Below are 25,003 nucleotides of genomic sequence, written 5' to 3' on the forward strand. Positions count from 1 at the left end.
ACGGTGACACTGTGGGTCATGACGACAGCCTCGCTTCACATCACCCTCATTACCGAAACCTTCCCGCCAGAGATCAACGGGGTGGCCAATACTCTTGGTCGCCTGTGCGAGGGTTTGCGTGCCCGTGGCCATCAAGTCGAGCTGGTGCGTCCGCGCCAGGGTGTCGATCAGAGCCGCGCCAGCGACGACGCCTTGCTGCTGTGCCGTGGCTGGCCGCTGCCGGGTTATCCGGGGCTGCAATGGGGGCAGTCGTCGATGCACAAATTGCTGCGGCGCTGGACCCGTCAGCGCCCGGACGTGCTGTACATCGCCACGGAAGGGCCGCTAGGTTTGTCCGCGCTGCGCGCCGCACGTCGCCTGGGGATCAGCGTGGTCAGCGGCTTTCACACCAACTTCCAGCAGTACTCGAACCAATATGGCATGAGCATGTTGAGCCGGATGGTCACTCACTATCTGCGCTGGTTCCATAACCGCTCGACCCTGACCCTGGTACCCAGCGCCAGCCAGCGCCTGGAGCTGGAGCGCAAGCATTTCGAGCGTCTGGGGATGTTAGCGCGCGGAGTGGACAGCCAGTTGTTCCACCCGGCCAAACGCGACAATGCATTGCGGGAAAGTTGGGCGCTGAACAGTGAGCAAACCGCCGTGCTCTATGTGGGCCGGCTGGCCCAGGAGAAAAACCTGGGGTTGCTCAAGCGCTGCTTCGAGACCTTGCAGGACACCTATCCTCTGCGTCAGATGAAGCTGATCATCGTCGGCGATGGCCCGCAACGCGCGACGATGGAAAAGGAACTGCCAGAGGCGATTTTCTGCGGCACCTTGCGCGGCGAAGAACTGGCACGGCATTACGCGTCAGGCGATGTGTTCCTGTTTCCCAGCCTGACTGAAACCTTCGGCAACGTGGTGCTGGAAGCGATGGCGTCGGGGTTGGGTGTGGTGGCCTACGATCAGGCAGCGGCGACCCAGCATATTCGCCATGGCTACAACGGCGTGCTGGCGATGCCGGGGGATGAGAACGCGTTTTGCGAGGCGGCCAATTGGCTACTGGAGGATGCCGAAAGCCTGCGTCGCATGCGCCTGAATGCGCGTCAGCATGCGAGTCGCCAGGGTTGGCCAGCGATCATCGAGCAATTCGAGCGTCAGTTACGGGGTGTGTGCGGCGAAAATTTCGCGCTTCCTACACAGCCTTACGTGCGATGAAACCCTAAGTATTTCCTTATATTTAAGTCAGGAACTGCTTAATGCGGAATACCAATTACTGATACCTGCTATCTGAGCAGGGCTTTCAATAATGGAGGTACGGTATATGTCAGTTTACGGAATGGGTGTACGCAATGGCGTCAACATGCCAAACGCCGAATGGACGCGTCAGCAACAATGGCTGGATAAATCCCGAGCAGAACCGCCTGTCTACGGCCAACCGGGGCATAAAGACCCGAACAAGACCGATCACACAAAAGAGCTGTACAAGGGGCCGCAGTACTAACGCCTAACGCCATAAAACTCCCTGTGTCATCACAGGGAGTCCAGCCGCTCACACCAGGGTCGTCAACGCCTCACGACTGAAGGGCAGGATGTCGCCCTCGCGGCCTTCGCGCACCTTCAACGCCCAATCCGGGTCGACCAGCAGCGCACGCCCTACCGCCACCAAGTCGAACTCATCGTTATTCAGGCGCTCCAGCAGCTTCTCGAGGCTGGCCGGTTGCGCAACCTTGTCGGTGTTGACCATGAACTGCAGGAACTCGCCATCCAGGCCGACGCTGCCCACGGTAATGGTCGGCTTGCCGGTGAGCTGGCGAGTCCAGCCGGCCAGGTTGAGGTCGGAACCTTCGAATTCAGGCTCCCAGAAACGGCGCGTGGAGCAGTGGAAAATATCCACACCTGCGTCAGATAACGGCTTGAGGAATTCGCCCAGCGCCTCAGGGGTTTGCACCAGGCGTGCAGTGTAGTCCTGCTGCTTCCACTGAGAGAAACGGAAGATGATCGGAAAGTCCGGGCCGACGGCGGCGCGGGTGGCCTGGATCAGTTCGATGGCAAAGCGCGAGCGGTTGGCAAGGCTGCCGCCGTATTCGTCAGTGCGCTGGTTGCTGCCTTCCCAGAAGAACTGATCGACCAGGTAGCCGTGGGCGCCGTGGATCTCAACGCCGTCCATGCCGATGCTTTGGGCATCCTTGGCGGCTTGGGCGAAGGCGTTGATCACCGCCTTGATGTCTTGATGGGTCATGCCGTGCACGACCACATTGCCGTCCTTGAGCTTTTCCATCGGCCCGTAGGCCGGCACGCTGGCATCCGGCTCGGTGCCGATACGACGCACGCTGCCCACATGCCACAGTTGCGGGACGATCTTGCCGCCTTCGGCGTGTACCGCGTCGACGACTTTCTTCCAGCCGGCCAGCGCCGCTTCACCGTAGAAATGCGGGACGTTGGGGTAACCGTTGGAGGCCTGGTGGCCGACCACGGTGCCCTCGGTGATGATCAGGCCCACACCGGCAGCGGCGCGGCGGCGGTAGTACTCGATCACCTTGGAGTTGGGAACGCCGCCTGGGGAGAACGAACGGGTCATCGGTGCCATGACCACACGGGTGGACAGTTGCAGAGCACCGAGCTGGAAGGGTTTGAACAAGGCTTGGACAGGCATGGGTGTACTCCACGTAAGGCGGGTTTATGACGTGGATAATATGGGGCTCGTGCAGGGCTGAACAGCACTATTGATCTGAGTGATTAAAGGGTAAAAGCGCCTTGATCACCGTAGGAGCGAGCTTGCTCGCGAAAATCGCCAACGCTAACGCGGGACATTCTGGGTGAACGTAGCGCTCTCAGGTTTTTCGCGAGCAAGCTCGCTCCTACAAGGGGAAGGGTTCAGCTCAGGGCTTTTTCGATGGCCTGGACGATCGTCGGATCATCCGGCGCAGTACGTGGGGAAAAGCGTGCGAGCACCCGCCCATCCTTGCCCAGCAGGAACTTCTCGAAGTTCCAGGTGATGTCCCCAGGAAACTCGGCCCCCTCCCCCGCCAGCAAGCGGTACAACTGATGACGATCAGGCCCGTTGACCTCAAGTTTGCTGCCCAACGGGAAGGTCACCCCGTAATTCAGGCTACAGAACTCCTGGATTTCTTCCTCGGTGCCCGGCTCCTGCCCGGCAAACTGGTTGCACGGCAGGCCAAGCACGGTAAACCCCTGGTCCTTGTACTGCTGGTAGAGGTTCTCCAGCGCGGCGTATTGCGGGGTCAAGCCACATTTGGAGGCCACGTTGACCACCAGCACCACTTGCCCCTTGAAGGGCGCCAGCGGTAGCTCTTGTCCGTCCAAAGCTTTGAGTTTCAGGTCGTGGAAAGCACTCATGACGAACTCCAGATATCCCATGTTCTTCGCATTGCGGCACGTCGAGATTACAACCCGCAAGCCTGCAATCATAGACGCCGATTGCAAAACCCGCCTGCGGGTTACTGAGCGGTCGGCCAGGGCAAAATAGGAATGGCGGTCACGGCGTTTTGCGGGCTGCCTTCGATCAGGCGGTCGCTGTACACCAGGTAAACCAAGGTGTTGCGCTTCTTGTCGAGGAAGCGCACCACCTGCATGGTCTTGAACACCAACGAGGTGCGTTCCTTGAACACTTCGTCGCCGTCCTTGAGCTCGCCCTTGAAGCGGATCGGGCCGACCTGACGGCAGGCAATCGAGGCTTCGGCGCGGTCTTCGGCCAGGCCAAGGCCGCCTTTGACACCGCCGGTCTTGGCGCGAGACAGGTAACAGGTTACGCCGTCGACCTTGGGGTCATCGAAGGCTTCAACCACGATCCGGTCGTTGGGGCCGACAAACTTGAACACTGTCGACACCTGACCGATTTCTTCAGCCGAGGCCAACAGTGGCATGGCCAACAGCAGGCCGAGCAATCCCTTCATGACACGCATGGTGTATTCCTTTGGTTAAACCAGGATCAGGTTGTCGCGGTGAACCAGTTCCGGTTCCGCCATGTAACCCAATAGTCCGACAATCGCATCGGAGGATTGTCCAATAATTTTCTGGGCTTCGAGGGCGCTGTAGTTGGCCAGACCACGGGCAATCTCACGACCGTCCGGCGCCACGCACACCACCATCTCGCCCCGGCGGAAGCTGCCCTGCACCAACTTGACGCCGACCGGCAGCAGGCTCTTGTTGCCTTGGGACAACGCCGATACGGCGCCATCGTCCAGCACCAGGGTGCCACGGGTTTGCAGATGACCGGCCAGCCATTGTTTGCGCGCCGCCAGCATGCCGCGTTCCGGCGACAACAGCGTACCGATGCGCTCGCCCGCCTTGAGCCGGTCCAGCACGCGCTCGATGCGCCCGCCAATGATGATGGTGTGGGCGCCGGAACGCGCCGCCAGGCGTGCTGCACGCAGCTTGGTCTGCATGCCGCCGCGGCCTAGGGCGCCGCCGACACTGCCGGCCACGGCGTCCAACGCCGGGTCATCGGCGCGAGCCTCATAAATAAGCTGGGCTTCGGGGTTGTTGCGCGGGTCGGCGTCGAACATGCCGTCGCGGTCGGTGAGGATCACCAGCAGGTCGGCTTCCACCAGGTTGGCCACCAGGGCGGCCAAGGTGTCGTTGTCGCCAAAGCGGATTTCGTCGGTCACCACGGTGTCGTTTTCGTTGATCACCGGAATGACTTTCAGCTCCACCAGCGCGCGCAAGGTGCTGCGGGCATTGAGGTAGCGCTTGCGGTCGGACAGGTCGTCGTGGGTCAGCAGGATCTGCGCCGTGTGACGGCCGTGCTCGGCAAAGCTGGATTCCCAGGCTTGCACCAGGCCCATCTGGCCGATGGCGGCGGCGGCTTGCAGTTCGTGCATCGCGCTGGGTCGCGCGGTCCAGCCGAGGCGGCTCATCCCGGCGGCAACCGCCCCGGACGACACCAGCACCAACTCCACACCGGCCTCATGCAAGGCCACCATCTGCTCGACCCAGACGCTCATGGCTGCGCGATCGAGCCCCTTGCCATCCGCCGTCAGCAACGCACTGCCGATCTTTACGACCCAGCGCTGCGCACCTGTCACTTTGCTCCGCATCATCTTCAACCTTAGATTGAGGGCTGCGCGACCCAGCGCGGCCCATAACGTTAAACCCGGATACTAAAACGCCGCTCTAACAGGAGCGGCGTTCAAGTTTATCGCAACGAATCAGTCGCGCACGTAAATGATTTCAGGACCGTCTTCATCATCCACGTCTTCTTCGTCCCAATCGTCGTCACCGATGTCATGGACCGACTTCACGCCGCTGCGGCGCAGGGCACGCTGGTCGTCCAGGGCTTGCAGCTGGGCACGGGCTTCGTCTTCGATCTGCTGATCGAGCTCAGCCAGTTCGGCCTTGAACACCGGATCGGCCGCCAGGCGGTCGGCGCGGTCTTCGAGGTAGCGCATGATGTCGCGGGTCAGGCGCTCGGTGCCTTCTTTGGCAATGGCCGAGATCACGTAGACCGGACCTTCCCACTCCAGGCGGTCAACGATTTCCTTGACGCGCTCTTCGTGCTCTTCTTCCAGGATCTGGTCGCACTTGTTCAGCACCAACCAGCGATCACGCTCGGCCAGGGCCGGGCTGAACTTGGTCAGTTCGCTGACGATCACTTCGGCGGCGTCTGGTGCGCTGGTGTCATCCAGCGGCGCCATGTCGACGAGGTGCAGCAGCAAACGGGTGCGCGACAAGTGCTTGAGGAAGCGAATCCCCAGACCGGCGCCGTCGGAAGCCCCTTCGATCAGGCCGGGAATGTCGGCGATCACGAAGCTTTTCCAACGGTCGACGCTGACCACACCGAGGTTTGGCACCAGGGTGGTGAACGGGTAGTCGGCGACTTTCGGCTTGGCGGCCGACACCGAGCGAATGAAGGTACTTTTGCCAGCGTTTGGCAGACCCAGCAGGCCCACGTCAGCCAGTACTTTCATTTCCAGCTTGAGATCACGCTGCTCGCCCGGCTTGCCTGGCGTGGTCTGGCGTGGCGCACGGTTGGTACTGGACTTGAATCGGGTGTTACCCAGACCGTGCCAGCCGCCCTGTACCACCATCAGCTTCTGGCCGGCCTTGGTCAGGTCGCCGATCACTTCCTGGGTCGCAGAATCGATAATCGTGGTACCGACCGGTACGCGCAGTACCAAGTCTTCACCTTTTTTACCGGTGCAGTCGGTGCTGCCGCCGTTGGAGCCACGCTCGGCATCGAAGTGCCGGGTGTAACGGTAGTCGACCAGGGTATTGAGGTTTTCGTCGGCCATCATGTAGATGGAACCGCCGTCACCGCCGTCACCGCCGTTGGGGCCACCGTTTTCGATGAATTTTTCGCGACGGAAACTCATGCAACCGTTACCGCCGTCGCCTGCTTTTACTCGGATGGAAACTTCATCAACGAACTTCATAACAAAACGCCTCTCGCCGCACGGACGAGCTTAAGAAACCAAGACATAAGACTCTTGCAAAAATGAGCGCAGCGACCTCAATCAGCGACCGCAAAACCAGCGCCTGAGCCCATTACAAACAGCTTTGCAAGAGACTCACCCCACAAACGAAAAAGCCCCGTCGCAAGACAGGGCTTTTCCAGCGATCTCGCAATTAAGCTGCGACAACGCTCACGTAACGGCGGTTGAACGCGCCTTTTACTTCAAACTTGATCACGCCTTCGATTTTCGCGAAGAGGGTGTGATCTTTACCCATGCCAACACCGTAACCGGCGTGGAATTGGGTGCCGCGCTGACGCACGATGATGTTGCCCGGAATGATTTTCTGGCCGCCATACATCTTCACGCCAAGGCGTTTGGCTTCTGAGTCGCGACCGTTACGGGTACTACCACCAGCTTTTTTGTGTGCCATGAGTCAATTCTCCTAGTGAGGAATTAGGCTGAAATTAAGCCTGAATACCGGTGATTTTGATCTCGGTGTACCACTGGCGGTGGCCCATACGCTTCATGTGGTGCTTACGACGACGGAACTTGATGATGCGGACTTTATCGTGACGACCTTGGGAGATCACTTCAGCCACAACGGTAGCGCCAGCAACAACTGGAGCGCCGATGTTCACGTCATCGCCATTGGCGACCAACAGAACGCGATCAAAAGTAACGGATTCGCCGGTAGCGACTTCCAGTTTTTCGATCTTCAGGTATTCACCTGGGGCGACTTTGTATTGCTTGCCACCAGTAACAATTACTGCGTACGACATGGTATTTCTCCGATAATCCTGCTCACCCAGCGCTTTATAAGAAGAGGTATTGGCTGGCATGGCTGCATGGGATGGACGTCCCGAATGCAATTGCGTAAGGCAGGTGCTGCCCAGGAAGTTCAGGGTGCGCGATTGTACGCAAGGTAAAGAGGTGTTGCAAGGGGCCGTCTATCGCGCCTTGACACTGGGGGGCCTGGGTCCTAGCATGCCGCGCAACCCTTCTGGAGCGACTGTCGCTGATGCAACCCCAAGCTTTCTACCGCGCGGTCGCGGACGATTTTAGCGCCGTCGACGGCATCATCAAGCAGCAGCTGACTTCTAAAGTGCCGCTGGTCTCCAAAATTGGCGACTATATTACGTCGGCGGGCGGTAAGCGCCTGCGTCCTTTATTAGTGCTGCTGTGCGGCAAGGCCCTGGGTCGCGAAGGCGATGACCTGCGCCTGCTGGCAGCCACGATCGAATTCCTGCACACCGCCACCCTGCTGCATGACGACGTCGTCGACATGTCCGGCATGCGCCGTGGCCGCGAGACCGCCAATGCCATGTGGGGCAATGCCCCAAGCGTGCTGGTGGGCGACTTCCTGTACTCGCGCTCGTTCGAAATGATGGTTGAACTCGGCTCGATGCCGGTGATGAAGATTCTTTCACAGGCCACCCGCATCATCGCCGAAGGCGAAGTGTTGCAGCTGTCGAAGGTCCGTGACGCCAGCACCACCGAAGAAACCTACATGGAAGTGATTCGCGGCAAAACCGCGATGCTCTTCGAAGCCTCCACCCACAGCGCCGCTGCGTTGTGCGAAGCAACGGTCGAACAGGCCGAGGCCTTGCGCACCTTTGGTGACCACCTGGGCGTCGCGTTCCAACTGGTCGACGACCTGCTCGACTACAAGGGCGACGCTGAAACCCTGGGCAAGAACGTCGGTGATGACCTGGCCGAAGGCAAGCCGACCCTGCCGCTGATCTACACCATGCGCGAAGGCACGCCGGAACAGGCAGCCCTGGTGCGCAAGGCGATCCAGAAAGGCGGGATCGAAGACCTGGAGGCCATCCGCGCCGCCGTGGAAGCCTCTGGTTCGCTGGAGTACACCGCCCAACTGGCGCGTGACTACGTGGCCCGTGCAATCAAATGCCTGGAAGCCCTTCCCGCCAGCGAATACCGCGACGCCCTGGTCGAGCTGAGTGAGTTCGCGGTCGCGCGTACTCACTAAAACGCGGACCTATGTGGGGGGGCCCCCTCCCACATTTAGATTTCATACAACCTGTAAGACCGCAAAACCCTATATAATGTGCGCCCTTTAGCCATCCTGACTCTCAAGGAGCCTTAGTGAGCACGTTGCCACCCTGCCCGAAATGCAATTCCGAATACACCTACGAAGACGGCGCCCAGCTGATCTGCCCGGAATGCGCCCATGAGTGGTCCGCCAATGGCGAGGCCGAAGCGGCCAGCGATGACGCCGTGAAAAAAGACTCCGTCGGCAATGTGCTGCAGGACGGCGACACCATCACCGTGATCAAGGACCTCAAGGTCAAGGGTACTTCCCTGGTCGTGAAGGTTGGCACCAAGGTCAAGAACATCCGCCTGTGCGACGGCGACCACGATATCGACTGCAAGATCGACGGTATTGGCCCGATGAAGCTTAAGTCCGAGTTCGTGCGCAAAGTCTGAATATGCTCCATTCCATCCCGCGCCCGCCGCGGGATGGCGTTTTGCCCTCTTGTTTGATCCCGCGCAATATCCACACAGAAAAACCCAGAAACCGCCAATAGGCACTTGCTATTCTACGAATAAGAATTATTCTCATTGAAACCCATCAAGGAGATGAGACCCATGACTTATTTGATAGATGCCTGGCTGGACCGCCCACACCCTTACCTGCGGATCCTGCATCGGGAAACCGGTGAAGTTTGTGCGGTGCTGGAAGAAGAAGCGCTGAATGAACTGCAAGACCAGGGCGACCTGGACGTCAATGGGCTGAGTTCGAGCGAACCTGGCGTGTTGAAGGAAGTGGTGCGCAATCTGTTTCTGTTCTGCTATGCCCGAGCGTTGCGCCCGGCGACGGAACTGAATGGCAAGTTCCATCCATGAGCGACCACGCAAAACACTGTAGGAGCGAGCTTGCTCGCGAAGAACTTCAACGATAACGCAGCGCTCTCACGTTTTTCGCGAGCAAGCTCGCTCCTACAGGTAATCAAAAACAGGTCTTACAGAACGTCGAGCAGCTCGACGTCGAACACCAAAACGCTGTGCGGCGGGATGCTGCCAACGCCTTGAGCGCCGTAAGCCAGTTCGCTCGGCACGTACAGGCGCCATTTGCTGCCGGCATTCATCAGTTGCAGGGCTTCGGTCCAGCCGGCGATCACGCCGCCTACCGGGAATTCTGCAGGCTGGCCGCGCTCGTAGGAGCTGTCGAACACAGTGCCGTCAATCAGGGTACCGTGGTAGTGAGTGCGCACTTGGTCTTCACGGGTCGGCTTGGCGCCGTCACCTGCGGTCAACACTTCGAATTGCAGGCCGGAGGCCAGAGTGGTGATGCCATCGCGCTTGGCGTTTTCAGCCAGGAAAGCCAGGCCAGCGCCAGCAGCCGCTTCAGCCTTGGCAGCCGCTTCGGCTTGCATGACTTCGCGGATCACTTTGAAGCTGGCGGCCATTTGCTCTTGGTCCACACGGCTTGGTTGGCCGGCGAAAGCGTCGGTCAGGCCAGCCAGGATCGCGTCCAGGCTCACGCCCGGTGGCGGGTTGTCGCGCAGTTGGTCGCCCAACTGACGGCCGATACCGTAGCTGACGCGGGTTTCGTCGGTGGACAGATTAACTTCGGACATGAAGAGGCTCCGCTGTAGGACAACACGGTTTCCCGCGCAATCCAGAACTAAAAGGGCCCGCAGACTAGCACACAAGACCGACCTCTGATCAGCCCCCCCGACCCGCCTACCACAGTGCCAGCTCGTAAGTCAGGTAGAGCCGATAGTTGTCGCGGTCACTGGCATAGGTCGAGCGATAGGTTGCCTTGCGCACCTCCACCCCCAGGCCTTTGAGGGTGCTGTCCTGGATCACGTAACGCAGGTTGGTGTCCGATTCCCACTCCCGCGCCTCGCGCCCCTTGTAATCACCGTTTTCGCCTTTGTAATAACGCGTCATGAAACTCAGGCCTGGGAGTACTGCGGCAAAATCATAGTCGTAGCGCAGCATCCAGGTTTGCTCACCCGCTTGGATGAATTTGCCTACACCTGCATTACTGAAGGAATACACCGTCGAGACACTGGCATAAGGCAGTGCTGTGTCTCCGCTGACCTTCTGGTAACCCACGCCCAGCGCCTGTGCACCCAAGCGGTAGGTAAACAAACCGCTGAACATGTCACTGTCCACAACCCCATTGCGTGCTTCCCCCGCGTCGCTGCTGATGAAGTAGCGCAGGTCACTGGTCAACGTGCCACTGCCCAGCGGTTGCTTATGCACAAGACCGAAGAACTGCTGGCGATAGAACTCGCGCATTTCGCCGTAGTACCAAGTGCCACTGAGTGTCGGCGTGAAGGCGTACGTTGCACCGGCAAAATCAAAGTCACTGCCCTTTTTGCCGCTGTAGCCCTGGGGATAGATATCCACACTGTCGGTGGAGTTACGCTGCTTGAATTTGTCCAAGTGCCCGACATGCAGGTACAAATCCTGAATACCCTTGTACTCCACTTGGGTGCCTTGGAAAGTCTGCGGCAACAGGCGGCCATCGTTGTGCACCAGCACTGGAATCTTCGGCAGCAGCGTGCCGGTTTTCACCACTGCCTCGCCCCAGCGTAACTTGGCGGTAACGCCTAGGCTGGAGAACTCACTGGCAGCGTGACCGTCATCGTGCACAGGCAACAAGCCTGTTCCGGCATGGGTCGGGCTGGAGTCGAGGCGTAGCCCCGCCAACCCCAGGGCATCCAGGCCAAACCCTACAGTGCCTTCGGTGTAACCCGATTGAAGGTTGAGCAGAAAACCCTGTGCCCACTCCTTACGGTCTTCGCCGCCATCCCGATAACCGTCGTTGAAGTAGAAATTGCGCAAGGTCAGACGCCCATGGGAATCCTCCCAAAACCCCTGGGCCATCAGTGTTGGCGACACGCTCGCCAACACCCCCGCACAGACCACTCCTCCCCTCGTGAAAAGCTCACGCATTACGTTTCCCTCAATGCCGTATTGTCGATTTTTTATGGGCAGTTGCACCGTGCGACAGGCTGGACGCGATGTCGCATTGGGGCGGACACTAACGGCTCCTCCACAGCCCCACAACGTTATGCGAGATGCGCATCAGGCTATGCGTGAAGCAGTGCCCGCCCTCGCCACGGACAGGAAAAACACGGTGAATCTCAAGCAACTCGAAGCCTTCAAAGCGATCATGGCCACCGGTTCGACCATCGGCGCAGCGACGCGTATGGGCCTCTCGCAATCGGCGGTCAGCCGCTTGCTGAGCCAACTGGAGGACACGTTGGGTTTCGCGTTGTTTCTGCGTAAAAAAGGCCGCCTGATGGCTACGCCGGAAGCCGAGGAATTACTGACCGAGGTCGCCGGGCTGGTGGACGGCATGCAGCGTATCCAGCGCCTGGCCGATGAAATGCGCGTAGGTCGCTCGCGCAAGAGCCTGCTCAAGGTCGGGGTGCCCACCAGCATGACTCAGGAACTGTTGCCGCAAATCGTCGCAGAGTTCCTCAAGCACCATGAAGACACCGTCGTCGAGTTGCTGACCGGCTCCTATGACATGATCGAGCGCGCCGTGCTGGACCGTTCCGCCGACCTGGGGTTTGTGCGCCTGCCAACCGAGATCCCTGACTTCGACATCGAGCCGGTGCTGCATACCGAAGGCGTGTGCGTCATGCCGGCAGGCCACCCATTGGCCCGACATGCGTGCATCGAAGTGCAGCACCTGCGTGACGTTCCCCTGGTGATGCTGGGCCGGCAACGGGCGCTGCGGGCGGAGCTGAACCAGGTTTTTCGCGCCGCCAACCTTACCCCCCAGGTACGGGTAGAGGTGCACTCGGTAGGCGCCGCCTGCAGCTTTGTCGCCGAAGGCCTCGGGGTATCGATCGTCAATGGGTTGCTGGCCAGCCACTTCCGACACTTGCCGATTGTCACCCGTCCCTTTCGCCCTGTGCTGCCATACACATTCGGCCTGGCCTTTCGCGCCAATGAGCCCAGGTCACAGGTCGTGATCGCGTTTGCCGAGCACCTCAAGCAGCGCTTGGCTGCACAAAACGCATAGCCCAACCCACCGTACGCATAACGTTGTCGTCGCAAAAGCTTTGCCCTAGTGTCCGCCCCACAAGCGTCCCCCCTACAACAACAACGGCGCACGCCGGGGCTACCAGCATGAGCGAATCGCAAAGCATTCCTACCCACGCGGCGGTGGACAAAACCACGCAACGCAAACAGATCAACCCCGCCATCATCCTGCTGAGCATCGTCTTGCTCGCTATCGCGTTCACCTACGCGGTGAACTCAGGGCAGTTTCAGCGCCAGAATGGCCTGGTGGTGCCGGGCTCCTACCAGGTGCTGGAGAAACACGATTCTCTTGGCCAGTTGCTTGCACTGGAACCGCGCAAAGCCGGCGACACCGTAGCCCGCCCGGTATCGCTGGTAGAGGGCTTCATGGCGATTCCCCAAGGCATCGAGAAACGTGCGGCGCTGATTTTCATGGTGCTGTTCATTGGTGGGATGTTCGGTGTGCTGAACAAGGCCGGCGTGATCGATGCAGGGTTGGAACGCTTGCTGGGGCTGACTCGCGGCAATATCTACGTGCTGGTACCGAGCCTGATGCTGGTGTTTTCTGCAGGCAGTACCTTCATGGGGCTGGCCAAGGAATTTATCCTGATTGTGCCGCTGATGGTCGCCATGGCCAATCGGCTGGGGCTGTCGAACCTGATCGGGCTGGCCATCGTCACCATCTCGGTGAAGATCGGCTACCTGGCGTCGATCTCTAATCCGGTGGCATTGTCGGTCGCCCAGCCCATGGTCGGGTTGCCGATATTCAGTGGTTTGAGTATGCGCGTCCTGGCCTACGGGACCTTCCTGTTGGTGGGGATTGCCTTTGTGCTGTGGAGCATCCGCCGGCACGGTTTTGATGCCAGCGCGCAGATCACATTCGAACGCAAACCCTTGCCCATGCGCCACCTGATCAACCTGAGCGTGCTGCTGACGGGCATCGGTTTCCTGGTGTACGCCTCCAACCGCTGGGGCTGGAAATACCATGAGCTGTCGGCGTTCTACCTGTTGCTGACCGTGGCCTTCAGCGTCATCGCCGGGCTGGGCGCAAGCGTCGCCGCGAGTGCCTTTGTCGACGGTATGAAGAAAGTGCTGATTGCCGGCGTGCTGATCGGTTTGGCCACTGCGGTAGAAATCATCCTCAGCACCGGCCAGGTACTGGATACCATCGTCAACAGCCTGGCCAACCTGGTCGGTGACCACGGCCCGATCGTTTCGGCCTACGGCATGTTCTTCGCGCAGTTGGGGTTGGATGTACTGATCCCCTCTACTTCCGGCCAGGCCGCCGTGACCATGCCGATCTTCGGCCCGCTGGGCCAACTGTCCGGCGTCAGCCCGCAGACCACCGTATTTGCCTTTCTGATGGGCAACGGCCTGACCAACATGATCACCCCGACCTCCAGCGGCTTGCTGGTGTTACTGGCCACCGCCAATGTCGGCTGGGGTCAATGGGCGCGCTTCATCCTGCCGTTGTTCTTGATTTATGCCGTGCTGGCCATGGTGTTATTGGCCATTGCGGTCACCAGCGGGTACTGAACCGATGAGCGTTTTCCAAGGAAATGTTTTAGCCATGCAAACCCTGTACGACCAAATGATCCCGATGCGCGACGGCGTCCGGTTGGCCACCGACATCTACTTGCCAGCCACCGGTGAAGGTCCCTTTCCAGTGGTGATCGAACGCACGCCCTACGACAAGTGCAAACCTTCGCGCTCGGAAAAACAGCTCGACGGCCAGCACCTCTCACGGGAGCAGATGGCCGCACGGTTTACCGCGCAAGGGTTTGTCGTGATCTTCCAGGACTGCCGTGGGCGCTATGCCTCCGAAGGCGTGTTCACCAAATACATCGCCGAGGGCGAGGATGGTTTCGACACCCTGGCCTGGATCGTCCGCCAGCCCTGGTGCAACGGCAAGATCGGCAGCATGGGCCTGTCCTACGCAGCCCACACACAGTTGGCGATGGCCTGCCTGCACCCGCCTGGGTTGAGCAGCATGGTGCTGGACAGCGGCGGTTTCGCCAACGCTTACCAATGCGGGATTCGCCAGGGCGGTGCCTTCGAACTCAAGCAGGCCACCTGGGCTTTTCGCCAGGCCAAGGAAAGCCCCACGGCCCTGGCCAATCCCGCCATTCGCGAAGCGCTGGAGCAGGAGGATATTCATCAGTGGTTTACGCGCATGCCGTGGCAGCCCGGCCAGTCGCCCTTGCGCCATGTTCCGGAATACGAAGCCTATCTGCTGGAGCAGTGGGCCCAGGGCGATTTCAGTGAGTACTGGCAGAAGGTCGGCCTGTACGCCGAAGGCCATTACCCGCAACTGCCCGATATTCCGGTGCTGTTCATGTCCAGTTGGTACGACGCTTATGTCAGTTCAACCCTGGCCAACTACCGCGCCTTCAACCATGCCGGTACCGCGCCCCAGCGGTTGGTCATGGGCCCATGGCTGCATGGCGATCGCAATATCAGCCACAGCGGCGATGTGGAATTCGGGCCTGACGCCGCATTCGATGGCCAGGTCGATGAAGACTGGCTGGGCTGTCGCCTGGCCTGGTTCGAACAATCCCTCAAGCCATCGCCTCGGGCGCAGGCGCGCGTGCAGGTGTTTCTGATGGGCGGAGGCAGCGGCACGCGCGACCACAACGGCCGCCTGCAGCACGGCGGGCGCTGGATTCAGTCGGCACAATGGCCCTTGCCGGGCAGCCAGGCAATGACCCTGTACCTCAATGCACAGGGCCAATTGAGCCGTACCGCACCGGACGAACCAGACGCCCATTTGAGTTACCTTGCCGACCCCGCCAACCCAGTCCCGACCCTCGGCGGCGCACTGACTTCCGGCGGTCCGGTTTTTGTGGGTGGTGCTTTCGACCAACGCGAACGTGCCGATTTTTTTGGCACCCAGGGTGACAATAGCGCCCTGTCCCAGCGTGCAGACGTACTGAGTTTTCAAACGCCCCCCCTCGACGACGACCTGATCGTCGCGGGTGACGTGCAGATCGAACTGTGGATCGACAGTGACGCGCCCGACACCGACTTCACCGCCAAACTGGTGGACGTGTACCCGCCCTGCGCCGATTACCCCGACGGCTTTGCGATGAACATCACCGACGGCATCCGCCGCTGCCGCTATCGCGACGACTGGAAGCACCCCACCCCTCTGACCCCGGGTGAACGAGTCAGGGTGCTGATCGAACCTTTTGCCACGTGCAATCGATTCAAGCGTGGCCATCGACTGCGCCTGGACATCGCCAGCAGCAACTTCCCGCGCTTTGACGTCAACCCCAACAGCGGCGAACCCTCAGGCCAGGCCCGCCAGCCCCAGATCGCGCGCAATACCGTGCACCTGAGCCGCGATGCGGCCTCCTGCCTCAGGCTGACGGTGGTGCCCACGGCGCACTTACCGGTCTGACGAACACTGATACCGGTCGCCATGGCTGCACCGCCTTGGCGACCCTTCGTCGCCCCACAGAACAAAAGCATTTCAGATTCACGCCATGCCGCCGATATACCGCTACACCTTGGCTGGCTCAAACAACAATACCGTCCAGCAGACAGACATCACTTTTGCGGAGCATTCGATGAATAGCTGGTTCGGCAACATCAGCGTCAACCTCAAACTGGGCCTGGGCTTCGGCCTGGTGCTGGTCCTTACCTCGATCCTGGCCCTCACCGGCTGGACCAGCCTGGGCGGCCTGATCGACCGCAGCAACTGGATGAGCGACATCACCCAGCTGAACGCGTCGCTGACCAAACTACGCATCGTGCGCCTGCAATACATGCTCGCCAATGGCGACGAAGCCGTGGCCCAGAACGTACAGACCAACCTGGATGCCTTCGCCGCCCAACAACAGAAACTGCTGGACAGCTTCAAGAGCCCGGAGAATCTCAAGCTGCTCAACGAGCAGAAATCCATCATCACCGCTTACCAGCAATCGCTGAACAAAATGCGCGAGGCCTACCGTAACGGCAACGCCTCGCGCCAGGTGATGGGCGACAAGGCGGATATCGCCAATGCACAGATCAACGCATTGGAAACCAGCGTGAAGCAAATGCCCGACAGTTCGGAGCACCTTGCGCAGTTCCAGGCGGTGGCCGATGCCAAGATGCAATTCCAGTTGGCTCGCTACGAAGTGCGTGGCTACACCGGCAACGTCAGCCCGGAGACAGAAGCCCGCGCTGCCGCACAGATTGAAAAAGCCATCGCCGGTTTGAAAGACCTTAGCGCCGCCTTCGGCGCCAGCCAGCAAAGCGCGCTGACCGCATTGGAAACCGCCCTGGGCGCCTATCGCAGCGCTGTGCAGAACTACAAGGCAGCCAACGCCAACATCGTCACCGCCCGTGCCGAAATGACCACCCAGGGCGCTGATATCGTCACGATCAGCGACAAACTGTATGAAATCCAGCTGACCCGTCGCGACGCCGAAAGCGCCCAGGCCCGCAGCCTGCAACTGATCAGCACCTTGCTGGCGTTGCTGGTGGGCGTCATTGCCGCATGGGTTATCACCCGCCAGATCACCCGCCCAATCCAGGAAACCCTGGCGGTGGTGGAGCGCATTGCCTCCGGCGACTTGAGCCACAACATTCAGGTCACTCGTCGCGATGAACTGGGCGTGCTGCAACAAGGCATCCAGCGCATGGGCACGACCCTGCGCGAATTGATCAGCGGTATTCGCGACGGTGTGACCCAGATCGCCAGCGCTGCCGAAGAACTGTCGGCCGTGACCGAGCAGACCAGCGCCGGCGTAAACAGCCAGAAGATCGAGACCGACCAGGTCGCCACGGCGATGCACGAAATGACTGCCACCGTGCAGGAAGTGGCGCGCAACGCAGAGCAGGCTTCCCTGGCCGCCGCCGATGCCGACGGCCAAGCCCGCGCAGGCGACAAGGTGGTGGCTGAAGCCATCGCCCAGATCGAGCGTCTGGCCGCTGAAGTGGCACGTTCCACTGACGCCATGACCCACCTGCAGCAAGAGAGCAACAAGATCGGCAGCGTGATGGACGTGATCAAGGCCGTCGCAGAACAGACCAACCTGCTGGCGCTCAACGCCGCGATCGAAGCAGCGCGGGCGGGTGAAGCCGGGCGGGGGTTTGCCGTAGTGGCTGACGAAGTACGCGGCCTCGCACAGCGCACGCAAAAATCCACCGAGGAAATCGAAGGCCTGGTCGCCGGGTTACAGAACGGCACCCAGCAAGTGGCCAACGTGATGAACAACAGCCGCAGCCTCACTGACAGCAGTGTCGAGTTGACGCGCAAGGCCGGTGTGTCACTGGAGAACATCACCCGTACGGTGTCGAATATCCAGTCGATGAACCAGCAAATTGCCGCCGCCGCCGAGCAGCAAAGCGCCGTGGCTGAAGAGATCAGCCGCAGCATTGTGAATGTGCGGGATGTGTCGGAGCAGACCGCTACGGCAAGTGACGAGACCGCCAAGTCGAGTGTTGAACTGGCACGGTTGGGTAGCCAGTTGCAGCAGATGGTCAGCCATTTCCGGGTGTAAGAAACCAAAAAGCCGCCTCAGCCTAAACCGGGGCGGCTCCACTTCTCAGACCTTAGCGGTCATCGAAGCTGTCCCGCAGGAACTTCCAGACGTAATAAGCACGCAGGCAGTTCACTACGAGGTTCCACGTACGTCGTGCAAACTTAGACATACTCGGCCCTCCTTAAGTTGGGCCTTACCTCCAGCGCACTTACCGGAACACGTGAGCCTTCGGACGCAGGTCGAATGCGTCCTTTGAGGTGGCTGGGCTAATGGTCCTTCCGCATCAATCCGGCACGGATTACTAGCCCGTGGCGGCCGGTCCAGAATTCTCGCGCATACCCAACTCACCTAAAAAGCGACAAACGCAGAACGGGGAAGAGCCTAACCAATATTCCCGCTGAAGGTGTGTCGTGCCGTGACCAAATATTCAGTATCGTCCGATAGATTCATTGCAAGCTTTTGCAGCCAAGTCGAGCAGAAGTAAAACGCCTGAAAACCCTCCATGTCGGTTATCGTTCGGTCTTGCGCGGTGACATGACCAGCGTTAATATCGGCTTGCAGGTCGAATGCGTCCTTTGAGATCGCAACCCCAGCCACTAACTGGGTTTGCAAAAAAAACCGCCCTACTAAGGCGGTTTTTTATTGCCTGCGATTTATCCCTCAGCCCTCGCCATCCTCAACAAACACCACCCGATTCCCAAACGGATCCTTGATGCTCATCTCCCGCGAGCCCCAAGGCGTTTCCTCAACCCCTGGCTTGGCGTACCGGTAATCCTTGCCAATCAATTGCTGCTGGTAGGCGTCCACACCCTGAGCCTGAATCCGCACCGCTGCGCCTGGAGATGCGTCACCATGATGCTCGGTCAGATGCAACACACACTCGCCCAGCGAAACCTGCAAATACAGCGGAAAATTCGCCTCGAAACGATGCTGCCAATCCACCTTGAACCCCAAAAAATCGACATAGAATTCCAACGCCTTGGCCTCGTCGAAAATCCGCAGGATGGGGATGACTTTTCCTAAGTGCATGGCAACCGCTCCGTTTAAATGAGCGCCCACTATAGAGACGAAAAACCCCGACGCAAATCCCCGCTGCGTGCCAGGAACCGACCCGGCCGCTGACCGTTCGCCTGCCCGTCGCTATAGCTCAACACGCCGTTGACCCACACCCCATCAATGCCCTCGGCCGCGCGTTGCGGTTCCTTGAAGTCCGCTACATCGCGCACGCGCAACGGGTCGAACAACACCAGGTCGGCCCAGTGCCCTTCGCGGATTTCGCCCCGCTCAGACAAACCAAACCGCGCCGCCGACAACCCCGTCATCTTGTGCACGGCGGTGTGCAGTGGGAACAGCCCCACATCCCGGCTGAAATGCCCCAGCACCCGTGGAAACGCCCCCCACAAACGCGGATGTGGGAACGGATCTTCCGGCAGCCCATCCGACCCGACCATCGACAACGGATGCGCCAGAATGCGCCGCACATCCGCCTCATCCATCCCGTAATACACCGCCCCTGCCGGTTGTAGCCGACGGGCTGCGTCCATCAACGAAACATCCCACTCAGCGGCAATATCCTGCAAATCACGCCCGCCCATTTCCGGGTGTGGTGTCGACCAGGTGATGGTGATCCGAAACGCGTCGGTCACCTGCTTGAGGTCCAGGGTCGAAGAACTCGCCGCATAGGGATAGCAATCACAGCCCACCGGGTGGGTTTTCGCCGCCAGCTCCAGCGACGCCAATAGCTGCGGACTACGCCCCCAATTACCAGCGCCAGCACATTTGAGGTGGGAAATGATCACCGGCGCCTTGGCATGCCGGCCGATCAGGAACGCCTCGTCCATCGCCTCCAACACCGGTTCGAACTCACTGCGCAAATGGGTGGTGTACACCGCACCGAACGCGGTGAGTTCCTCAGTGAGTTGTAGCACCTCGTCGGTCGAGGCATTGAACGCACTGGCGTAGGCCAGGCCTGTGGATAAACCGAGGGCCCCGGCTTCGAGGCTCTGTTGCAACTGCACGCGCATGGCGGCGATCTCATCCGATGAAGCGGTGCGATGCAGGTCGTCCATATGGTTGCTGCGCAGCGCCGTATGGCCGACCAACGCCGCGACGTTGACCGCCGGGTGAGCGTTCTCGACCGCCGCCCGATAGTCGCTGAAACGCGGATAAACAAACGCCGAAGCACTGCCCAGCAAGTTCATCGGGTCCGGCGGATCACTGCGCAACGTCACCGGCGACGCGCTGATGCCACAGTTGCCGACAATCACCGTGGTCACACCCTGGCTGAGCTTGGGCAGCATCTGCGGCTGGCGAATCACCACGGTGTCATCGTGGGTGTGCACGTCGATAAACCCCGGCGCCAACACGCGTCCGTTCGCATCGATTTCATGCTCGGCCGTCGCGGCAGACAGGTCACCGATCGTCTCGATGCGCCCGTCGCGCAGTCCCACATCGGCGACGTAGCCGGGGGTGTTGCTGCCATCAATGATCAGCGCCTGGCGGATCATCGTGTCGTACTTCATATCAGTCTCCAAGCGGCAGGCTGTCGGGGCCGCCGCGATAATCGTCCAGGGCCAGCTTGATCCGGCGCAGGCGTTCCTGGTTGTCGTCCGGCAGGGCCAAGGCCAACTCGGTGGCGAGCAAGTCGATGGCCAGCAGCATTCCGTAACGCGCCGCGGTGGGCTTGTAGATAAAACTGGTTTCGGCCGGTTGCAGCGGCAACAACACATCCGCCAACTGCGCCAAGGGCGAATCCGCCAGGGTGATGGCGACGATGCGCGCGTCGTAGTTGCGTGCCAGCGTTACCACGTCCAGCAACTCGGGGGTGATGCCGGTCAGAGAGCACACGATCAACACATGTTCCGGTCCCAGCGTCGCCGCCGTAACGCGCATCATCACCGGGTCATGGCAGGCGGCAATCGGATAGCCCAGGCGTACCAGGCGCACCTGCAACTCGTCGCTGCACAGGCTCGACGGGCCGCCCATGCCGAACGCATGGATCATCCGCGCCTTGCCTAACAGGCTCACCGCATCCACAAAACTCGCCTGGTTGAACCCCGACAAGTGCTGACGCAAGGTCCCTTCGATATCCCCCAGAATCTGCCGATGAAATGCCGACTGCTCCGGCAACCCCGCAGGGTCGAGGAAGCGACTGCCGACACCACTGGCCTGGGCTAATTGCAGACGCAAATCCCGCAGATCCCGGCAACCCACACTGCGCGCGAAGCGCGACAAGGTGGCCGTGCTGACCTCGGCCCGCTGGGACAACGCTTCCAGGCTGGCCGACGCGGCAAAGCCCACGTCATCGAGCATCAGCTTGGCGATACGCCCTTCGCCGGCGCTGAAGGAGTCCTGGCGGGCGCGGATCTGGTAGAGGATGTCCATGGGGGCTCCGGGTTACAAGATGCAGGACAGACCATACGTAAGACCGAAGGCGACCACCGATATCAGAGTCTCCAAAACGGTCCAGGTCTTGAAGGTCTGGATCACCGTCATATTGAAGTATTCCTTGATCAGCCAGAAGCCGCCGTCGTTCACGTGGGAAAAGATCACCGAACCCGCACCAGTGGCCAGCACCAGCAATTCGGGGTGTGGATAACCCAGGCCCATCGCAACCGGCGCCACCACACCGGACGCGGTGGTCATGGCGACGGTGGCCGAGCCCGTGGCAATACGCATCAGCGCAGCAAACAGCCAGCCCATCACCAACGGCGACAGGTGGAAAGCATGGGCTAAACCCAGAATCTCGTTGGTCACACCCGCATCCACCAGGATGCGATTCAAACCACCGCCCGCCCCCACCAGCAAGGTGATGCTCGCGGTCGGCGCCAGGCATTCATTGGTGAACTTGAGGATCGACTCGCGGTTGAAGCCTTGGGCGATACCCAAGGTCCAGAAGCTGACAAGGGTCGCCACCAGCAGCGCGATCACCGAGTTACCGATAAACAACAGGAACTGGTTGAAACCGGTGCCCGGCGTGGAAATCACGTTGGCCCAGCCGCCGATCATCATCAGCACCACCGGCAACAGGATGGTGCCCATGGTCAGCGCAAAACTCGGCAAGCGGGTACGCGGTTCGCGGTCGATGAACTGGCGTTCCAGTGGGTTTTCCGCCGGCAGGTGAATACGCGGCACGATGAATTTGGCGTAGACGGGACCTGCGATGATTGCCGTCGGAATACCGATCAGGATGGCGTAGAGCACCGTCTGCCCCACCGACGCGTTGTACGCCAGCACTGCCATCATCGCCGCCGGGTGCGGTGGCACCAGCGCATGCACCACCGACAGGCCGGCGACCATCGGCAAACCGACCATCAGGATCGACACGCCCACACGCCGCGCCACGGTAAAGGCAATCGGCACCAGCAGCACAAAACCGACCTCGAAAAACAGCGGCAGCCCTACCAGGAAGGCGATGCACACCATGGCCCAGTGCGCATTGCGCTCGCCAAAGCGGTTGATCAACGTGCGCGCCACCTGCTCGGCGCCGCCAGACTCGGCCATCATCTTGCCGAGCATGGTGCCCAGCGCCACGACCAGGGCGATATGCCCCAAGGTCTTGCCGACGCCCGCTTCATACGAGCCCATGATGGTGTCTGCCGGCATCCCGGCCATCAGCGCCAGGCCAATGGACACCAGGGTGATGACGATAAACGGGTTGAGCCGGTAACGTGCAATCAGCACGATCAAAGCAATGATGGCGATGGCAGCGTATGCCAATAGCCCGAAGCCCGGTGATGCGGCCATGCGGTACTCCTCGGAAAGGGTCACGTCGAATTGGTTGTGAAACTCATAAATCATTACCGAGGAGTATTTTCAATTTTTATGAAAGTAATTTTCGCCCACAGATAAGCGCTGTCGCGTTGGGATATGCCCAACGGTCGCCTATGAAAATTCGGGGGGTGTTCTTACATGAAGATCAGAGGATGCCGGAAACTCAAACGCCGCCATCGAGTCATAGAATGCGCCTCCCCTCACGCCCAGGAAAATCGACCATGATTCGCACCTCCCTCGCCGCCAGTGCTTTGTTTCTCGCCCTATGCGGCACGGCCTCGGCCGCCGATAACGCGGCATTGAAAAAATGCATGGACAGCGCCAATACGACCGCGGACATGGTCAATTGCAACGCCAAGGAAGCCAAGGTCCAGGACACGCGCCTGAACAAGGCCTACAAGACCGCCCTCGCCGCCCAGGAAGGTGCGCGCAAGCAGCAACTGCAAGACGTGCAGCGCCTGTGGATAAAATACCGTGATGCCAATTGCGGCTTCGCCGGCTCCGCGACCGGTGGCACCATCGACCAGGTCAACGGCTCCGCCTGCCTGCTGGACATGACCCAGACCCGCGCCCAGGAGCTGGAAGACCTGGTCGGGCCGTAAGGAATGGCCCCCTCCCCCTGTAGGAGCGAGCTTGCTCGCGAAAATCGTCAACGATAACGTGGGTGACCTGAGTGCATGCGGCGCACTCAAGTCTTTCGCGAGCAAGCTCGCTCCTACAAGTGGGTGTTCAGTCGTGGTGAACCTTGGCGCGCTTGAGCAGTTTCTTGCAGCGCTCCGACAGATGCAGTACCCGCAAGTGCTTGCCGGCCTTGGTGTAACGCTCACGCAGGGTCATCAGCGCGGCAATCGCTGAATAGTCGACAAAGCTCAGGTGACGGCAATCCAGCGTCACCTGGGCCGGGTCGTTGGCCGGGTCGAACTGGTTGAGGAACGGCGTGGTCGAGGCAAAGAACAAGGTGCCATGCAGGCGATAGAGCTTGCTGCCATCGGCTTCCAGATGCTCATCGGCATACAGCTCGCGTGCCTGTTGCCAGGCGAAGTTCAGCGCCGCAATCACAATCCCGCACAGCACGGCCGTGGCCAGGTCGGTGAACACAGTGATCACCGTCACCGCGATAATCACCAGCACGTCATTGAACGGCACCTTGTTGATCACCCGCAAGGACGCCCAGGCGAAGGTCTGCTGCGACACCACGAACATCACACCCACCAGCGCCGCCAGCGGGATCCGCTCGATAAACGGCGACAGGAACAGGATGAACAGCAGGATCATCACCCCGGCAAACACACCGGAAAAACGCCCGCGCCCGCCGGAGCTGAGGTTGATCACGGTTTGCCCGATCATCGCGCAACCGCCCATGCCGCCAAACAGGCCCGAAACCATATTCGCCGCGCCCAGGGCCACGCTTTCGCGATCCGGGTAGCCACGGGTCTCGGTGATTTCGTCGGTGAGGTTTAGGGTCAGCAGGGTTTCCAGCAGGCCGACCATGGCCATCAGAAAGGCGTACGGCGCGATGATGCCGAGGGTTTCCAGGGTCCAGGGGATCTGCGGCAGGGCGAACGTCGGCAGGCCGCCGGCGATGTGGGCCATGTCGCCCAAGGTGCGGGTCGGCAAGCCCAGCAGGTACACCGCCAGGCCCACGCCGAGGATCGCCACCAACGCAGGCGGCACCGCGCGGGTGATGCGCGGCAGCAGGTAGACGATGGCCATGGTCACCAGCACCAGGCCGATCATCACGTACAGCGGCGTGCCGCTGAGCCAGTGTTCACCGCTCTTGAAATGCTCCAACTGCGCCAGGGCAATGATGATCGCCAGGCCGTTGACGAACCCCAGCATTACCGGGTGCGGCACCATGCGTACCAGCTTGCCCAGGCGCAGCAGGCCGAAGACGACCATGATCAACCCGCCCAGCAACACCGTCGCCAGCAGGTATTCCACGCCGTGTTGCACCACCAGTGCCACGATCACCACGGCCATCGAGCCCGCCGCACCAGACACCATGCCGGGGCGCCCACCAAACAACGCGGTCAATGTGCAGATGATAAAGGCGCCATAGAGCCCCATCAGCGGGTTGAGATGGGCCACCAGGGCAAAGGCGATGCATTCGGGCAGCAACGCAAAAGACGTGGTGAGGCCGGCCAGGGCATCGGCGCGCAGACGGGTGAGGTTCATGAGATACCAGGGCATTGCGGGGGATAAGGCGGGGAATGGTACGGAATTGAGCGGGGCAGAACCAGATTTTTAAGGCGAGCTACACCCTGTGGTTATGTCTGTGGTTATGTCTGTGGCTGTGTCTGTGGCTGTGTCTGTGGCGAGCGGGCTTGCCCCGCGTTGGGCTGCGTAGCAGCCCCA

The 25,003-nt window shown here is 60.4% G+C and carries 24 protein-coding genes and 1 pseudogene; 11 read left to right on the forward strand and 14 right to left on the reverse strand.

From position 1 onward, the window contains the following. Window positions 1–18 precede the first annotated feature (18 nt). Complete coding sequence (locus CI807_RS00770) at window positions 19–1,197, forward strand: glycosyltransferase family 1 protein (protein ID WP_095013508.1); 1,179 nt, start codon at window positions 19–21, stop codon at window positions 1,195–1,197. A 106-nt stretch (window positions 1,198–1,303) separates the two neighbouring features. After that, window positions 1,304–1,483 (forward strand): hypothetical protein, encoded by a 180-nt coding sequence (locus tag CI807_RS00775; protein ID WP_095013509.1) that lies wholly within the window; start codon window positions 1,304–1,306, stop codon window positions 1,481–1,483. Window positions 1,484–1,531: 48 nt separating this feature from the next. Here the strand turns inward: CI807_RS00775 and CI807_RS00780 are convergent, their stop codons facing one another. From CI807_RS00780 to rplU, 7 genes are all read right to left on the reverse strand, one after another. Next, the gene (locus tag CI807_RS00780; RefSeq protein WP_095013510.1) at window positions 1,532–2,635 is read right to left on the reverse strand and encodes an NADH:flavin oxidoreductase; all 1,104 of its coding nucleotides are present in this window, start codon (window positions 2,633–2,635) and stop codon (window positions 1,532–1,534) included. Window positions 2,636–2,856: 221 nt separating this feature from the next. Beyond that, window positions 2,857–3,339, reverse strand: a complete 483-nt coding sequence (locus CI807_RS00785) for a glutathione peroxidase (RefSeq protein WP_071489177.1) — start codon at window positions 3,337–3,339, stop codon at window positions 2,857–2,859. 101 nt (window positions 3,340–3,440) lie between these two features. Further along, window positions 3,441–3,905, reverse strand: a complete 465-nt coding sequence (locus tag CI807_RS00790) for a CreA family protein (protein WP_015885841.1) — start codon at window positions 3,903–3,905, stop codon at window positions 3,441–3,443. 15 nt (window positions 3,906–3,920) lie between these two features. Continuing rightward, window positions 3,921–5,039: a glutamate 5-kinase gene (proB, locus tag CI807_RS00795; protein ID WP_025999729.1), complete on the reverse strand. Its 1,119-nt coding sequence runs from the start codon at window positions 5,037–5,039 to the stop codon at window positions 3,921–3,923. 111 nt (window positions 5,040–5,150) lie between these two features. Further along, window positions 5,151–6,374 (reverse strand): Obg family GTPase CgtA, encoded by a 1,224-nt coding sequence (gene cgtA / locus CI807_RS00800; RefSeq protein ID WP_016976186.1) that lies wholly within the window; start codon window positions 6,372–6,374, stop codon window positions 5,151–5,153. A 193-nt stretch (window positions 6,375–6,567) separates the two neighbouring features. Continuing rightward, window positions 6,568–6,825 carry a 50S ribosomal protein L27 gene (rpmA, locus tag CI807_RS00805; RefSeq protein ID WP_003176049.1) on the reverse strand — a complete coding sequence of 86 codons (258 nt, stop codon included), beginning with the start codon at window positions 6,823–6,825 and terminating at the stop codon, window positions 6,568–6,570. 34 nt (window positions 6,826–6,859) lie between these two features. Continuing rightward, window positions 6,860–7,174 (reverse strand): 50S ribosomal protein L21, encoded by a 315-nt coding sequence (gene rplU, locus CI807_RS00810; protein WP_007950961.1) that lies wholly within the window; start codon window positions 7,172–7,174, stop codon window positions 6,860–6,862. A 239-nt stretch (window positions 7,175–7,413) separates the two neighbouring features. Here rplU and CI807_RS00815 point away from each other — a divergent pair, with 239 nt between their 5' ends. The 3 genes from CI807_RS00815 to CI807_RS00825 all read left to right on the forward strand — a co-directional run bounded on the left by CI807_RS00815 (window position 7,414) and on the right by CI807_RS00825 (window position 9,260). Then, window positions 7,414–8,382, forward strand: coding sequence for a polyprenyl synthetase family protein (locus tag CI807_RS00815; RefSeq protein WP_095013511.1), 969 nt, complete (start codon window positions 7,414–7,416; stop codon window positions 8,380–8,382). A 116-nt stretch (window positions 8,383–8,498) separates the two neighbouring features. Next, window positions 8,499–8,840 (forward strand): zinc ribbon domain-containing protein YjdM, encoded by a 342-nt coding sequence (locus CI807_RS00820; protein WP_008022504.1) that lies wholly within the window; start codon window positions 8,499–8,501, stop codon window positions 8,838–8,840. Between the two features lie 162 nt (window positions 8,841–9,002). After that, window positions 9,003–9,260, forward strand: coding sequence for a hypothetical protein (locus CI807_RS00825; RefSeq protein WP_003194088.1), 258 nt, complete (start codon window positions 9,003–9,005; stop codon window positions 9,258–9,260). 116 nt (window positions 9,261–9,376) lie between these two features. Here CI807_RS00825 and CI807_RS00830 read toward each other — a convergent pair whose 3' ends face one another. Further along, the gene (locus tag CI807_RS00830) at window positions 9,377–9,994 is read right to left on the reverse strand and encodes an FKBP-type peptidyl-prolyl cis-trans isomerase (RefSeq protein ID WP_016976188.1); all 618 of its coding nucleotides are present in this window, start codon (window positions 9,992–9,994) and stop codon (window positions 9,377–9,379) included. 106 nt (window positions 9,995–10,100) lie between these two features. After that, the gene (locus CI807_RS00835; RefSeq protein WP_095013512.1) at window positions 10,101–11,324 is read right to left on the reverse strand and encodes an OprD family porin; all 1,224 of its coding nucleotides are present in this window, start codon (window positions 11,322–11,324) and stop codon (window positions 10,101–10,103) included. 184 nt (window positions 11,325–11,508) lie between these two features. On the opposite strand from CI807_RS00835, the gene CI807_RS00840 reads away from it, so the two are divergent. From CI807_RS00840 to CI807_RS32045, 5 genes and pseudogenes are all read left to right on the forward strand, one after another. Next, complete coding sequence (locus tag CI807_RS00840; RefSeq protein ID WP_095013513.1) at window positions 11,509–12,405, forward strand: LysR family transcriptional regulator; 897 nt, start codon at window positions 11,509–11,511, stop codon at window positions 12,403–12,405. Window positions 12,406–12,512: 107 nt separating this feature from the next. Continuing rightward, window positions 12,513–13,940 carry a YfcC family protein gene (locus tag CI807_RS00845; protein WP_095013514.1) on the forward strand — a complete coding sequence of 476 codons (1,428 nt, stop codon included), beginning with the start codon at window positions 12,513–12,515 and terminating at the stop codon, window positions 13,938–13,940. A gap of 34 nt (window positions 13,941–13,974) precedes the next feature. Next, entirely contained in the window at window positions 13,975–15,804 is a 1,830-nt protein-coding gene (locus CI807_RS00850) for a CocE/NonD family hydrolase (RefSeq protein WP_095013515.1), read from the forward strand. 304 nt (window positions 15,805–16,108) lie between these two features. Further along, window positions 16,109–17,038 (forward strand): annotated as a pseudogene (locus CI807_RS32040) (methyl-accepting chemotaxis protein); the annotation flags it as partial. Further along, window positions 17,030–17,893: a methyl-accepting chemotaxis protein gene (locus CI807_RS32045; protein ID WP_370636473.1), complete on the forward strand. Its 864-nt coding sequence runs from the start codon at window positions 17,030–17,032 to the stop codon at window positions 17,891–17,893. The pseudogene CI807_RS32040 and the gene CI807_RS32045, both read left to right, overlap by 9 nt. A 642-nt stretch (window positions 17,894–18,535) precedes the next feature. Here CI807_RS32045 and CI807_RS00865 read toward each other — a convergent pair. From CI807_RS00865 to CI807_RS00880, 4 genes are read right to left on the reverse strand one after another with little or no spacing between them, the layout of a single operon-like run. Further along, on the reverse strand, window positions 18,536–18,904 hold the full coding sequence (locus CI807_RS00865; RefSeq protein WP_095013517.1) for a glyoxalase superfamily protein: 369 nt from the start codon (window positions 18,902–18,904) through the stop codon (window positions 18,536–18,538). A gap of 29 nt (window positions 18,905–18,933) precedes the next feature. Further along, window positions 18,934–20,397, reverse strand: a complete 1,464-nt coding sequence (locus tag CI807_RS00870) for an amidohydrolase family protein (protein WP_095013518.1) — start codon at window positions 20,395–20,397, stop codon at window positions 18,934–18,936. A 1-nt stretch (window position 20,398) separates the two neighbouring features. After that, window positions 20,399–21,259, reverse strand: coding sequence for a MurR/RpiR family transcriptional regulator (locus CI807_RS00875; RefSeq protein ID WP_095013519.1), 861 nt, complete (start codon window positions 21,257–21,259; stop codon window positions 20,399–20,401). A gap of 12 nt (window positions 21,260–21,271) precedes the next feature. Next, entirely contained in the window at window positions 21,272–22,621 is a 1,350-nt protein-coding gene (locus CI807_RS00880) for a gluconate:H+ symporter (RefSeq protein WP_038842258.1), read from the reverse strand. Between the two features lie 248 nt (window positions 22,622–22,869). Here CI807_RS00880 and CI807_RS00885 point away from each other — a divergent pair, with 248 nt between their 5' ends. Next, entirely contained in the window at window positions 22,870–23,250 is a 381-nt protein-coding gene (locus CI807_RS00885; RefSeq protein WP_095013520.1) for a lysozyme inhibitor LprI family protein, read from the forward strand. A gap of 127 nt (window positions 23,251–23,377) precedes the next feature. Here CI807_RS00885 and CI807_RS00895 read toward each other — a convergent pair whose 3' ends face one another. After that, window positions 23,378–24,823 (reverse strand): SulP family inorganic anion transporter, encoded by a 1,446-nt coding sequence (locus CI807_RS00895; protein ID WP_095013521.1) that lies wholly within the window; start codon window positions 24,821–24,823, stop codon window positions 23,378–23,380. Window positions 24,824–25,003 lie beyond the last annotated feature (180 nt).

It is taken from the genome of Pseudomonas sp. NS1(2017) (genome assembly GCF_002269425.1).
GTDB lineage: Bacteria > Pseudomonadota > Gammaproteobacteria > Pseudomonadales > Pseudomonadaceae > Aquipseudomonas > Aquipseudomonas reactans.

Coding starts and splice junctions, on each gene's coding strand:
- CI807_RS00770 (WP_095013508.1), top strand. CDS start 19: ATGACGACAGCCTCGCTTCACATCACCCTCATTACCGAAACCTTCCCG.
- CI807_RS00775 (WP_095013509.1), top strand. CDS start 1,304: ATGTCAGTTTACGGAATGGGTGTACGCAATGGCGTCAACATGCCAAAC.
- CI807_RS00780 (WP_095013510.1), bottom strand. CDS start 2,635: ATGCCTGTCCAAGCCTTGTTCAAACCCTTCCAGCTCGGTGCTCTGCAA.
- CI807_RS00785 (WP_071489177.1), bottom strand. CDS start 3,339: ATGAGTGCTTTCCACGACCTGAAACTCAAAGCTTTGGACGGACAAGAG.
- CI807_RS00790 (WP_015885841.1), bottom strand. CDS start 3,905: ATGCGTGTCATGAAGGGATTGCTCGGCCTGCTGTTGGCCATGCCACTG.
- proB (WP_025999729.1), bottom strand. CDS start 5,039: ATGCGGAGCAAAGTGACAGGTGCGCAGCGCTGGGTCGTAAAGATCGGC.
- cgtA (WP_016976186.1), bottom strand. CDS start 6,374: ATGAAGTTCGTTGATGAAGTTTCCATCCGAGTAAAAGCAGGCGACGGC.
- rpmA (WP_003176049.1), bottom strand. CDS start 6,825: ATGGCACACAAAAAAGCTGGTGGTAGTACCCGTAACGGTCGCGACTCA.
- rplU (WP_007950961.1), bottom strand. CDS start 7,174: ATGTCGTACGCAGTAATTGTTACTGGTGGCAAGCAATACAAAGTCGCC.
- CI807_RS00815 (WP_095013511.1), top strand. CDS start 7,414: ATGCAACCCCAAGCTTTCTACCGCGCGGTCGCGGACGATTTTAGCGCC.
- CI807_RS00825 (WP_003194088.1), top strand. CDS start 9,003: ATGACTTATTTGATAGATGCCTGGCTGGACCGCCCACACCCTTACCTG.
- CI807_RS00830 (WP_016976188.1), bottom strand. CDS start 9,994: ATGTCCGAAGTTAATCTGTCCACCGACGAAACCCGCGTCAGCTACGGT.
- CI807_RS00835 (WP_095013512.1), bottom strand. CDS start 11,324: ATGCGTGAGCTTTTCACGAGGGGAGGAGTGGTCTGTGCGGGGGTGTTG.
- CI807_RS00845 (WP_095013514.1), top strand. CDS start 12,513: ATGAGCGAATCGCAAAGCATTCCTACCCACGCGGCGGTGGACAAAACC.
- CI807_RS00850 (WP_095013515.1), top strand. CDS start 13,975: ATGCAAACCCTGTACGACCAAATGATCCCGATGCGCGACGGCGTCCGG.
- CI807_RS32045 (WP_370636473.1), top strand. CDS start 17,030: ATGGGCACGACCCTGCGCGAATTGATCAGCGGTATTCGCGACGGTGTG.
- CI807_RS00865 (WP_095013517.1), bottom strand. CDS start 18,904: ATGCACTTAGGAAAAGTCATCCCCATCCTGCGGATTTTCGACGAGGCC.
- CI807_RS00870 (WP_095013518.1), bottom strand. CDS start 20,397: ATGAAGTACGACACGATGATCCGCCAGGCGCTGATCATTGATGGCAGC.
- CI807_RS00875 (WP_095013519.1), bottom strand. CDS start 21,259: ATGGACATCCTCTACCAGATCCGCGCCCGCCAGGACTCCTTCAGCGCC.
- CI807_RS00880 (WP_038842258.1), bottom strand. CDS start 22,621: ATGGCCGCATCACCGGGCTTCGGGCTATTGGCATACGCTGCCATCGCC.
- CI807_RS00885 (WP_095013520.1), top strand. CDS start 22,870: ATGATTCGCACCTCCCTCGCCGCCAGTGCTTTGTTTCTCGCCCTATGC.
- CI807_RS00895 (WP_095013521.1), bottom strand. CDS start 24,823: ATGAACCTCACCCGTCTGCGCGCCGATGCCCTGGCCGGCCTCACCACG.